This is a genomic window from Nocardiopsis listeri (genome assembly GCF_020741345.1).
In the GTDB taxonomy this organism is placed as follows: Bacteria; Actinomycetota; Actinomycetes; order Streptosporangiales; family Streptosporangiaceae; genus Nocardiopsis; species Nocardiopsis listeri_A.
Genome location: NZ_DYZD01000432.1, coordinates 1 through 11829, shown reverse-complemented (window position 1 = coordinate 11829; position 11829 = coordinate 1). Strand labels below are relative to the sequence as shown.

Below are 11829 nucleotides of genomic sequence, written 5' to 3'. Positions count from 1 at the left end.
GGATCGCCCCGGACGGCGGCAGGGAGATCTCCTCCTTCCAGGCCTTCGCGATCTCCGCCGCCTCCCGTGTCGGTACCGGCAACATCGTCGGCGTCACCCTGGCGATCATGCTGGGCGGACCCGGCGCGGTGTTCTGGATGTGGCTGATGGCCGGCGTCCTCGGCGCCGCCTCCTTCGTGGAGTCCACCCTCGCCCAGCTGTACAAGGAGCGCACCGGAACCGGCTTCCGTGGTGGCCCCGCCTACTACATGCTCCACGGGTTGAACCGACGGTGGATGGGAGCGCTGTTCGCCGTCATCATCACCGTGACGTTCAGCCTCGTCTTCAACTCCGTTCAGTCCAACAGCATCTCCGGGGCGATCGGCACCTCGGTGAGCGCCCTCGGCGGGAACAACGGGTGGATCCTCGATGTGGCCGTGGGCCTGGTCCTGGTCGCCATCACGGCCGCGGTCATCTTCGGAGGTGTGCGCCGGATCGCCACCGTCGCCCAGGCCCTCGTTCCGTTGATGGCGATCCTCTACATCCTGCTCGGCGTCGCCGTGGTGATCATCAACATCCAGGCCGTCCCGGAGGTCTTCGGCGCCATCTTCGGCCACGCCTTCGGCCTGCGCGAGGTCGCGGCGGGCGGTGCGGGCACCGCGATCCTGTGGGGGATGCGGCGCGGGATGTTCTCCAACGAGGCGGGTCTGGGTTCGGCGCCCAACGCCGGTGCGACCGCGTCGGTGTCCCATCCCGCCAAGCAGGGCCTGGTCCAGACCCTGGGCGTCTACTTCGACACCTGGTTGATCTGCTCGGTGACCGCGTTCATCGTGCTGCTGTACGGGACCGAGTTCGACCCCGACATCCCGCCCATCGAGGTGGCCCAGACCGCCCTGGAGAGTTCGCTGGGCGGCTGGTCCATCCACGTCCTCACCGTCATCATGTTCCTGCTGGCGTGGACGTCGGTCCTGGGCAACTACTACTACGGCGAGTCCAACCTGCAGTTCCTGGACGCCGACCCCGACCACATGACCTACTTCCGTTCGGCGGTCCTGGTCGCGGTCTTCCTGGGTTCCATCGCCCCGCTGACCTTGATCTGGACCCTCGCCGACATCTCCATGGGCATCATGGCCACGGTCAACCTGGTGGCCATCGCCCTGTTGTCCACCGTCGCCTTCCGCCTGCTCGCCGACTACAGCCGGCAGTTGCGATACGGCCTGGACCCGCAGTTCGCCCTGGCCAAGATGCCGGACCTGCAGAACGTCACCTCGTGGGGTCCGGTGTCGGGGGAGTCGGTGGACGAGCAGGAGCTCGACGAGGAGAGCGCCGATCGGGAGAACGGGGACGAGGACCCCCGAGGCGGTGAGCGGACCCCCGAGGACGAAGGGGGCCCCGGCCGTGGGGAGGACCGGGGCCCGGATCCGAAGGACTGATCAGGTGTGGTGTCCGGAGTCGCCGCCCTTGGGCACGGCGGACAGGTCGCTGCCCCTGGTCTCCCTGGACCACACCACCGCCACCACGGTGACGACGCCGACCGCCGCCACGTACATCGAGATCGGCAGGCCGGAGCCGAAGTACGCCAACAGCGCCGTGGCGATCAACGGGGCCAGACCACCGGCCACGATCGACGCCAACTGGTAGCCGATGGAGGCACCCGAGTACCGCACCCGGGTGCTGAACAGCTCCGAGAAGAACGCCGCCTGCGGGCCGTACATCGCACCGTGCAGGATCAGCCCGACGGTCGCGGCCAGGGTCACCGCGCCGAAGGTGCCCTGGTCGATGAGCGGGAAGAACGCGAACGACCACAGGGAGATCCCCACCGCCCCGATCGCGATGACCGGCCGACGTCCCACCAGGTCGGACAGCGCTCCCCACGCCGGGATGGTCACCAGGTGCACCGCGGAGGCGATCAGCACCGCGTTCAGCACGGCGTCGTTGGGCAGGCCCGCCTGTTGGGTGGCGTAGACCAGGATGAACGCCGTGACCACGTAGTAGGAGACGTTCTCGGCCAGCCGCACCCCCATGGCCACGAGGGTCTCGCGCCAATGGTGGCGCAGCACGTCGAGGATCGGAGCCCGCTCGGGCGTCTTGGTGTTCTCGGCCTTGCGCGAGGCCTCCTTGAACACCTCCGACTCGGTGACCGCGAGCCGGATCCACAGACCGATCAACACCAGGATCCCGGACAGTAGGAACGGGATGCGCCAACCCCAGTCGAGGAAGGCGTCGTCGGTCATCACCACGGCCAGCACCGCGAGGACGGCGGTGGCCAACAGGTTGCCGCAGGGCACCCCGGCCTGGGGCCAGGACGCCCAGAAACCGCGATTGCGCGGCTTGCCGTGTTCGGCGACGAGCAGGACCGCGCCGCCCCACTCACCGCCGAGGGCGAACCCCTGGACGACGCGCAGCAGGGTGAGCAACAGGGGAGCGCCCACCCCGATCGCCGCGTAGGTGGGCAGCAGCCCGATCGCGAAGGTGGCGCCGCCCATCATCAGCAGACTCAGCACCAAGAGCTGCTTGCGGCCGATCCGGTCGCCGTAGTGTCCGAAGACCACGCCGCCCAGGGGCCGGGCCACGAACCCCACGGCGTAGGTGCTGAAGGCCAGCATGGTGCCGACCAGGGGGTCGGAGTCGGGGAAGAAGACCACGTTGAAGACCAACGCGGCGGCGGCCCCGTACAGGAAGAAGTCGTACCACTCGATCGTGGTGCCGATGAGGCCGGCGGTGACGACCTTGTGGAAGGGGGTTTTCGGAGCGCTTCCGCCCGCGGGGGACGGCGTCGTTCTCGGTTCCATGGGCGCCAACAATAGAGACCCGGGTCACATTTCGACCATGGGGGTGGAGCCCATACCCGCGCTCTCGGTCATGTGGTCCTCTCCAGGGGATCTCGTCCACAGGTTCACCGTCGCTCACCCGAACGAAAACGGTTTTCGGTTACCATTCGGGGAGTTTCCAACCGAACCTCACGGAGCACACCCGTGTCCGAACGGACCACACACGACTCCGCCCCGTCCTCCTCACTCGGCGACTCTCTCGCCGGTGGCTGGGACGACGGCCGAGACGAACTGCCCCCCGCCGACTGGGGAAGGCGACCCGGAGCACGCAGGACCGGCACGGTCTGGCTCTTCGCCCTGATCATCACCGCGATGGCCTTCGGCCACGCGTGGCTCTCCGACGAGCTGACCGATCAGGCCTTCCTGGCCTGGGCCACCATCTTCACGGCCATCAGCTTCCAGGCCATGCCCTTCCTGGTCTTCGGGGTGGCCCTGTCCGCGGCCCTGGTCGCGTTCGTGCCGACCTCGGCCTACCGACGGTTCATCCCGGACAAGGCGAGTCACGCCGTCCCCGTGGCGGGTGCCTCCGGGGCCCTGCTGCCAGGGTGCGAGTGCGCGTCCGTGCCCATCGCCGGCAGCCTCATCAAGCGAGGGGTGGCACCGGCCGCGGCGTTGACCTTCCTGCTCGCGGCGCCCTCCATCAACCCGATCGTCATGATCGCCACCGCGGTGGCCTTCGCCGGACAGCCGGAGATGGTGCTCGCGCGCTTCACGGCGTCCCTGCTGGCGTCGGTGGTCATCGGTTGGATCTGGGTGAGGTTCGGTCGCACCGACTGGCTGCGCCTGCCCTCGCAGCCCCACGACCCGAGCGCCTCCAAGTGGCGGGTCTTTCGCGAGTCGATGCTGCACGACATCATGCACGCCGGCGGGTACCTGGTGGTGGGCGCCCTCGCGGCCGCCACGCTCAACGTGATGGTGCCTCGTGAATGGCTGCTGACGGTGGCCGAGGCCCCCGTCGTCTCGGTGCTGGTACTCGCCGTGCTGGCCATTTTGCTGTCCATCTGCTCGGAGGCCGACGCCTTCGTCGCGGTCAGCCTCACCGACTTCTCGCCCACCGCCAAACTCGCGTTCATGGTCATCGGCCCCATCGTCGACCTGAAGCTCATCGCGATGCAGGCGGGAGTCTTCGGCTGGCGCTTCGTCGTCCGCTTCGCCCCCCTGAGTCTGGTGGTCGGCCTTCTCAGCACGTTCCTGATCGGAGCCCTGATCCTGTGAACCGCATCGCGCAGGGACTCACACTCGTACTGCTCGGCGCCGCCGCGCTGACCAGCACCGTGCCCACCGACCTGTACCTGAACTGGGTCAAGGCGGGCTTCGGGCCCTTCCTGATCGCCGCCGGGGTCGTCATGGTCGTGCTCGGCCTCCTGGTCATCGTGGCCGAGGTCCGAGGCGAGGCGGACGTTCCGGATGAAGAGCGGGCCGCTCCCACCACGGCCGAGATGGACGCCTCGGGTCCGGGCACGGGTGAGGTCCACGGGCACGCCGGTGGCCACGACGAGCACGGCGGCGACGGCCACGACCACTCCCGCGCCCCATGGGTGGCCTGGCTGCTGCTGTTCCCGGTGCTGGCGGTCTTCGTGGTCGCCCCGCCGGCCCTGGGTTCGTACACGGTGGAGAGCACAAGCGGTTCGGCGGGTCCACCGCCCCGAGACGAGAGCGGCGACTCCAAGTTCAACGACGCCCTCTCCGAGGCGGCTCCGAGTGAGACGGTCCGACTCGACATCCAGGAGTTCGTGATGCGGGCCTGGGTCGACGAGGACCGCGAGATGGCCGACCGTGAGATCGAGCTGACCGGGTTCGCCGTTCCCAACGAAGAGGGCGAGGGCTGGTACCTGGCCCGACTCCAGATGGCCTGCTGCGCGGCGGACGCCGTGGTCAACAAGGTTCTCATCACCGATCAGCCGGCACCCGAGGCGGACAGCTGGTGGACGATCCGGGGCACCTGGGTGGAGCCCGAGGGTGATCTGTACGACGTCTCCGAGCACGAGTTCGCCACCGAGGCGATGGAGGAGGTCACCGACCCACCGGATCCCTACGAGTAGGGGCCGTGACCTTCGGTCCGTTAGGGCCTCGGTCCCGCCACACCGGCGCCAGTTCTCGGTTTTGGGATGACCCTGGGCGAGAATGAGTGCGTGTCAGAACCCCAGGAACGGCAACGGAAAAGGTGGCGATGGCCACGCCCCCGTTCCATCCGAGCCCGGGTGACGGTGTGGGCCACGACCATACTGGCCCTGGTCGTGCTGGGCATCTCGGTGGGTTCCTTCCTGTTCCTCCGGGAAATAGTGCAGAACCAGTTGAGCGACCGGGCCGCGGAGGCGGCGCGTGGCGTCGTCGAGCACATCATGACGGACCGCTACGACTCCTACATCCCCGACTCCGAACCGATCCTGCGGTTGCAGATCGTCGATCGGGAGTCCCATGAGGTCCTCGCCTCCAGCGCCGCCCTGAGGGGCCTGCCCGCCCTGACCGAACAGGAACCGGGCGAGCACGACTTCCGCATGGACACGGTCGTTTGTGATGAGGTGGCGGGGACCGAACCCGATGACTGCTTCCAGGTGGTGGGCTACACCGTCACCGACTCCGCCTACGGTGACGTGATCGTGCTCGCCGCGACCCGAACTCCCCAGGTGCTCGAACAGCACACGCTCGAATCCGCCCTGACCGGGATGGCGGTCGTCCTGCTCGTGGGCACCGCCCTGATCCTCTGGTACGGGGTGGGGCGGGCACTGCGTCCGGTGGAGATGATCAGTGCCGAGATGGACCGGATCTCCGTCAGCGACCTGCACCGCAGGCTTCCCGTCCCCCGCAGCGACGACGAGATCGCCCACCTGGCGCGCACCGCCAACGCCAGCCTTGGAAGGCTGGAGGAGGCGATGGTCCGGCAGAGACGCTTCGTCTCCGACGCCTCCCACGAACTGCGCAATCCCATAGCCGGCATGCGGACCAAACTGGAGGTCGAACTCTCCGACCCCGACCCCGACCAGCGCGCCCGCGAGCGCCTGCTGACCGGTCTGCTCTCCGACACCGAGCGGTTGGAGAACATCGTCTCGGACCTGCTGGAACTGGCCCGGTTGGACACCGACGTGGCCATGGTCCGTGAACGCGTCGAACTGGGCGCCCTGGTGCGAGAGGAGTTCACCGACCCGCGCCGGCACACACAGGTGCGCGTACATGGCTCCGAACCCGTCTACGTCGTGGTCAACCGGTTGCGCCTGGTGCGGGTGCTGACCAACCTCGTCGCCAACGCCGAGCGCCACGCCCACAGCCGTATCGACATCATCGTCGGGCACGGCCGAGGGGCCGCGGTCCTGGAGGTCCACGACGACGGCGCGGGGATTCCGGTCAAGGACCGCGAACGCGTCTTCGAACGCTTCTCCCGACTGCCCGACTCCAAGGAGCTCGACCCGGGTGGCAGCGGCCTCGGGCTGTCGATCTCCCGGGAGATCGTGCACGCCTACAACGGTACGCTCGTGGCCGGCCACAGCGACCTGCTCGGCGGCGCCCTGTTCACCCTGCGCATCCCGGAGGAGCCGGGCGACGACGAGGACGAGCCGGAGCCAGGCTCATGAGCGTGGACGCCGCGGCCACGAGTGCGACCGGAACACCGCCCCAGGGGCCGCGGGAGGGTCCCAAGGCCGAACGTGAGCCCGGAGCCGCCGGTGGGGGAGACGGAACCGACCCCTTCGCCCACCCCTCCGGGGGCGGGGCGCGCCGCCCCAACTACTTCGTCGTCGGGTTCGTCGGCGCGCTCGGTGTCCTCAGCGCCTGGCTGCTGGTGGAGGCGCTGACCGGGGCACGGGCGGTGTTCGTCTACATCCTGGTGGCCCTCTTCCTCGCGGTCGGCCTGAACCCGGCCATCGAACTCCTGCGGCGCAGGCTGCGGATGCCCCGCTGGGCCGCGATCGTCACCGTGTGTCTGGTCCTGCTGGCCTTCGTGGTGGTGTTCACGTGGGCCATCGTGCCGCCGCTGACCGCGCAGGTGAGCGGTTTCGCCGCCGCTCTGCCAGACGCCATCGATCACCTGAAGAACACGGCGTTCTTCCACGAGGTGGACCGGCGCTACGACGTGTTGGAACGCCTGGAGGGGGTCGTCACCGGAGGAGACTTCGGGCAGCGGATCTTCGGTGGCCTGGTCGGGGTGGGCCAGGTGGTGTTCAACTGGTTGTTCGCCCTGTCCACGGTTTTCGTCCTGACCCTGTTCTTCATGGCCTCGCTGCCCGGCATGATGGACGTCTCCTACCGGTTCGTTCCGCGTTCGCGCCGCGACGGGGTCCGTGAGATCGGTGACGAGATCGTTCGGCGCATCGGTGCGTTCATCGCCGGGCAGTTGATGGTGGCGGCCTTCGGTGGGGTCGTGGCGTTCTTCTTCCTGTGGGCGATCGGTTCGGCCTACGCGCTCACCCTGGCCCTGGTGGTCGCGGTCACCGCGCTGATCCCGTTGGTGGGCACCACCATCGGCGCGTTCGCCGCCGCGCTTGCGGTGGGGGTGGGCGACCTCTGGCTGGGGCTGGCCACCCTGGTCTTCTTCCTCGTCTACCAACAGATCGAGAGCTACGTGATCTCTCCGCGGGTGATGCGGCACGCCGTGGACGTGGCGCCGACGGTCAACATCACCGCCGCCCTGGTCGGTGGCGCGCTGCTCGGTCTGGTCGGGGCGCTGTTGGCCATTCCCGCCGCGGCCGCGCTCACCCTGGTGTTGAAGAAGGTGGTCTTCCCCCGCCTGGAGCGGCGATGACCAGGAGCGGAAAAAGGGAAGGAGGGCGCGGGTCCGGTTCGACCCGCGCCCTCCTACGTCTGTGCCTTCCGGGTGTGCCCGGAGTGGATCCCGCTAGTGGTCGCCGTCGTGAAGTGCGACCTCATCAGGGCCGGGCCGGTCCAGTTCGAAGGGGAGGATCTCCCCGCCCTCGCTGTCGGTGACCCGCGGTTCCTGCAGGATCTCCGGTTCCTTTCCGGCGCGGTTCTGGGCGACCATGACGCCGGAGTAACCGCTGTGGTCGTCCTCGGTGGCGACGAACGGCACCAGTCCCGGGCCCTCCCACTCCTGGGAGTTGAGCGTCCGGATCAGGGTCTCCCGGTCCAGGTCGGGGCCGACCTCCATGAGCAGTTGGGCCATCAGCGTGGCCTGCACCATGCCGTACATCGTGGTGTCGGTGAAGGGCGCGCCCTCGTTGTACTCCTCATGGATCTCACGGAAGAACGTGGTCCACGGGTCTTCGGTCTGGCCGGCCATCGGGAGGAAGGAGGTGATGATCAGACCGTCGGTGAAGGCTTCCGGTGGCACGTTCTCCGCGGGTGTTCCCTCGGCGTACTGCGTGATCAGTTCGGTGACGACCTCGACGTCACCACCGAAACTGGGGGCCACCCACTGCGGCTCGTAGCCGACGGATCGGGCTTGGAGGATGGCCAGGCCGAGAAAGGCCGGGATGCAGTAGCAGACGGCGACGTCGGCCTTGGCGTCCTTCAAGGCCTCGATCTGCCCGTCGAGTTCGGCGACGCCGGGGTCGTAGTCCTCCCATGCGACGATGTCGTCGATGAGGTACTGCTCGATGCCCGCGTGCGAGGAGGGGCCGACGTCGTCGTTCTGGTAGAGCAGGCCGACGCTGTCGTCGGGGAAGTTCTCCGCGATGTAGGCGCCCTGGATCTTCGCCTCCTTGGAGTAGTCCACCTGGAAGCCGTAGCTGTAGGGGTACTCCTCGGGAGAGTCCCAGGCCAGAGCCCCGGAGGAGACGAAGAGGTCGGGGACTCCTCCGTCGTTGAGGTCGTCGATCACCGCTTCGTGGGTGGGCGTGCCCAGCCCACCGAGCATCGCGAAGATCTCCTGCTCGTCGATGAGGTCGCGTGTGACGTCCATGGTCTGCGCGGGGTCGAAGACGTCGTCCTCGACGCGGTAGTCGATCCGGCGGCCGTGGATGCCGCCGTTGTCGTTGATGTAGTCGAAGACGGCCCTGGTGCCGGTCGAGACGTGCACGAAACCCGGTGACGCGGCACCGGTGAGCGGCTGGTGGGTTCCGATGACGACGCTGTCGTCGGTGACCCCCGTGGTGAGTTCGCTCGCGGCGGACTCCTCCGTACTCGACCCGGAGCCGCCGCACGAGGTCGCGAGAACCGCCACGGTGAGCGTCGAAGCGATGATTCTCAGTGTTCGCATGTGGTCTTCCTGAACTTCGGTGGTGCCTACGCAGCGGGAGGCTCTTCGGCTCGTGGGGGAAGACGGCTTCGTAGCTCGGGAGAAGGCTCTGGGGGCGGGTTCCTACTCAGCAGTACGTTACCGGCTGGTAAACATCATACGAAGGAGATCGGCTACTGCAACCGCCGGTAACGCATAGTGGTGTCATCCCAGGTCGCGGGCGCGCGAACAAGCCGAAGGTTCCGGTTGGGGACCTTCGGCGCCAAAGGTGTTCGGGCCGTCGCGCTTTTGTCGAGAAACCCTTATGGGGCAACGGTTTTGTGGCCTGGAGGCATGCTTCGAACAGAAAGTCCGATCATGGGATCAATGCGCGGATCGAAGTCGGTGATTCTCCCGATCGCTCAGATCTTCTCGGCGCTCCGGCCGATGATCTCCCGCGCCACACGCGCGATCCTGTCCGCGGCCTGGCTCACCGGGCCGTCGCGGCGCCAGACCAGAAGGTGCCGAAGCTGTATCGGTGCCCCCTCCAGTTGACGGACCACCACGCCCCGGCCGGTGTCGAAGTCGGACTGGCAGGGTGCCACCGCCCGGCGGTCGGCGATCAGGTCGCGGATCTCCGACCGGTCGTGCAGCCGGTAGGGCACGTCGGGGCTGAAGCCCGCCCGCTGGCAGGCCACGTAGAAGCACTCGGGCCAACCGGTGCCGTCGGGGGGAGTGAGCGCCCAGGAGTTGTCCGCCAGGTCCTCCAGGTGGATGGACGGTTTCTCGGCCAGCGGGTGATCCGCCCACAGTGCCACGTGCAGCGGATCCACCGCGAGCATCGACCACGACAGCGGTCCGTCCGTGGTCAGGTCGCGATCCACGTAGTCGATGGTGGTTCCCAGGTCGAGCCGCCCGGCCCGGACCAGGTCGGTGACCAGTTTGGGGGAGTATTCGGTGCGTACGTGCACCGGAACCCCGGGGAAGACCTCGGGGAGCCGTCCGGACAGCTCCACGGTGAGTTGACCGACCCCGCCGATGCGCAGCGCGGTGGGGGAGGCCCCGCGTGCGCTGATGTCGTGCATCAGGTCGTCCATGGACAACAACACGGCGCGAGCCCGGATCAGGACGAACTCGCCCAGCTCGGTGGGGCGCACCCCCGAGCGGCCACGGTGGAACAACGTCCCACCGACCTCACGTTCGATTCGCTGCAACTGGGTGGTCAGCGCCGGTTGTGAGGTGGACAGTGCCGCGGCCGCCTTGGTCACGCTGCCGGTGTCGGCGAGGAGGCAGACGGTGCGAAGGTGGCGGAGTTCGAGGTCCATGCGTGGAATCTAAGCCGCATGACCCCTCCGTGTACAGGCGGCCGAACCCGAAGGCTCGGGGTGGGCGTCGTGTTCAGGGCGAACGTCTTCTGGCTCGTCCATCGTCCGGTCCCGGGGTGCCCAAAGCGGGTGGCTTTGGGATAAGGTGCCCAGCGTCACCATATAGTTGGACGACCTACTAAATCGCGAGGTTCGCGGGGTGGGTCCCACGCGCACCAGGGCGCGGAACCGTGGGAGAGTTCATGGCGGTCGAACGCACGCTGCACACACCCGAGGCCGAACAGCTCCTCGAGCTGACCCGGGAGATCGTGGACAAGGAGATCGTCCCGCGTGCGGCCGAGGACGAGGAGAACTCGGTCTTCCCCCGCGAGGCCTTCACCACCCTGGGCCGCGCCGGCCTGCTGGGACTGCCCTACCCCGACGAGTACGGCGGCGGGGGCCAGCCCTACGAGGTCTACCTCCAGGTCGTGGAGGAGATCGCCCGCGGCTGGCTCGCCCTCGGTCTGGGCGTCAGCGTCCACACCCTGTCCTGCTACCCGCTGGCCGCCTACGGCGGCGAGGAACAGAAGGCCGCCCTCCTGCCGGACATGCTCGGCGGTGAACTCCTCGGTGCCTACTGCCTGTCCGAGACCACCTCGGGTTCGGACGCCGCCGCCATGACCACCCGCGCCGAACGCACCGAGGCCGGTTATCGGATCAACGGTGCCAAAGCGTGGATCACCCATGGCGGACAGGCCGACTACTACGCGCTCTTCGCCCGTACCGGCGCCCCCGACTCCGGGAGTCGCGGCATCAGCTGCTTCCACGTGCCGGCCGACACACCCGGACTGGGCTCGGCCGCGCCCGAACGCAAGATGGGCATGTGTTCCTCCACCACCGCCGGAGTGCTCTTCGACGACGTCGAACTCGACACCTCGGCGCTGGTCGGACAGGAGGGCCGGGGCTTTCCCATCGCGCTGTCAGCCCTGGACTCCGGACGCCTGGGCATCGCCGCCTGCGCCGTGGGTCTGGCCCAGGCCGCCCTGGACGCCGCCGTCGCCTACTCCCGCGAACGCCACCAGTTCGGCTCCGCCATCGGTGACTTCCAGGGACTGAGCTTCATGCTCGCCGACATGGCCACCCAGATCGCCGCCTCGCGTGAGCTGTACCTTTCCGCGGCCCGGCTGCGCGACGCCGGCCGCCCCTTCGGTAAGCAGGCCGCCATGGCCAAGCTCCTGGCCACCGACACCGCGATGAAGGTCACCACCGACGCCGTCCAGGTGTTCGGCGGTTACGGCTACACCCGCGATTTCCCGGTCGAGCGCTACATGCGCGAGGCCAAGGTCCTGCAGATCGTGGAGGGCACCAACCAGGTGCAACGTCTGGTGATCGGCCGCCACCTGGCCCGGGAGGCCGAAGCCTGAGAGGTGTCCCCCTCAACGGCGCAGCAGCTCCTGGGCGACCTCCGCCTGATGCACCGTCGGCTCGACCGCTCGGTCGGTGAGCACCGCCAGAGCCGATCGGTAGTCGGGGCCGCGCTCAAGGTCGTGGAGCCACGCGGACTCGGGACCCCCACCGCCCTCCCAACCCAGGAGCCGCGCCGGGCTGT

General features: G+C 68.3%; 9 protein-coding genes and 1 pseudogene. 6 read left to right on the top strand and 4 right to left on the bottom strand.

Going from position 1 to position 11829, the window contains the following annotated elements; translation table 11 throughout:
* Positions 1-1412 (top strand): alanine/glycine:cation symporter family protein (locus K8V84_RS23340; protein WP_304078681.1); only part of this gene is annotated, 1412 nt, incomplete at its 5' end.
* Here the strand turns inward: K8V84_RS23340 and K8V84_RS23335 are convergent.
* Entirely contained in the window at positions 1413-2771 is a 1359-nt protein-coding gene (locus K8V84_RS23335) for an MFS transporter (protein WP_304078679.1), read from the bottom strand.
* 183 nt (positions 2772-2954) lie between these two features.
* On the opposite strand from K8V84_RS23335, the gene K8V84_RS23330 reads away from it, so the two are divergent.
* The 4 genes from K8V84_RS23330 (at position 2955) to K8V84_RS23315 (ending at position 7545) form a co-directional block, all read left to right on the top strand.
* On the top strand, positions 2955-4025 hold the full coding sequence (locus tag K8V84_RS23330) for a permease (protein WP_304078678.1): 1071 nt from the start codon (positions 2955-2957) through the stop codon (positions 4023-4025).
* Entirely contained in the window at positions 4022-4852 is an 831-nt protein-coding gene (locus K8V84_RS23325) for a TIGR03943 family protein (RefSeq protein WP_304078677.1), read from the top strand. The genes K8V84_RS23330 and K8V84_RS23325 overlap by 4 nt, the downstream gene beginning before the upstream one ends.
* 90 nt (positions 4853-4942) lie before the next feature.
* On the top strand, positions 4943-6379 hold the full coding sequence (locus tag K8V84_RS23320; RefSeq protein ID WP_304078675.1) for a cell wall metabolism sensor histidine kinase WalK: 1437 nt from the start codon (positions 4943-4945) through the stop codon (positions 6377-6379).
* Complete coding sequence (locus tag K8V84_RS23315) at positions 6376-7545, top strand: AI-2E family transporter (protein WP_304078674.1); 1170 nt, start codon at positions 6376-6378, stop codon at positions 7543-7545. Before K8V84_RS23320 ends, K8V84_RS23315 begins: the two co-directional genes overlap by 4 nt.
* 93 nt (positions 7546-7638) lie before the next feature.
* Here the strand turns inward: K8V84_RS23315 and K8V84_RS23310 are convergent, their stop codons facing one another.
* On the bottom strand, positions 7639-8958 hold the full coding sequence (locus K8V84_RS23310; RefSeq protein ID WP_304078673.1) for an ABC transporter substrate-binding protein: 1320 nt from the start codon (positions 8956-8958) through the stop codon (positions 7639-7641).
* 380 nt (positions 8959-9338) lie between these two features.
* Entirely contained in the window at positions 9339-10241 is a 903-nt protein-coding gene (locus K8V84_RS23305; protein ID WP_304078671.1) for a LysR family transcriptional regulator, read from the bottom strand.
* 242 nt (positions 10242-10483) lie between these two features.
* Between K8V84_RS23305 and K8V84_RS23300 the strand changes: the two genes are divergently transcribed.
* Entirely contained in the window at positions 10484-11644 is a 1161-nt protein-coding gene (locus K8V84_RS23300; RefSeq protein WP_304078669.1) for an acyl-CoA dehydrogenase family protein, read from the top strand.
* 12 nt (positions 11645-11656) lie between these two features.
* Here the strand turns inward: K8V84_RS23300 and K8V84_RS23295 are convergent.
* Positions 11657-11829 (bottom strand): annotated as a pseudogene (locus tag K8V84_RS23295) (4-phosphopantetheinyl transferase); the annotation flags it as partial.

Coding starts and splice junctions, on each gene's coding strand:
- K8V84_RS23315 (WP_304078674.1), top strand. CDS start 6,376: ATGAGCGTGGACGCCGCGGCCACGAGTGCGACCGGAACACCGCCCCAG.
- K8V84_RS23305 (WP_304078671.1), bottom strand. CDS start 10,241: ATGGACCTCGAACTCCGCCACCTTCGCACCGTCTGCCTCCTCGCCGAC.
- K8V84_RS23310 (WP_304078673.1), bottom strand. CDS start 8,958: ATGCGAACACTGAGAATCATCGCTTCGACGCTCACCGTGGCGGTTCTC.
- K8V84_RS23335 (WP_304078679.1), bottom strand. CDS start 2,771: ATGGAACCGAGAACGACGCCGTCCCCCGCGGGCGGAAGCGCTCCGAAA.
- K8V84_RS23300 (WP_304078669.1), top strand. CDS start 10,484: ATGGCGGTCGAACGCACGCTGCACACACCCGAGGCCGAACAGCTCCTC.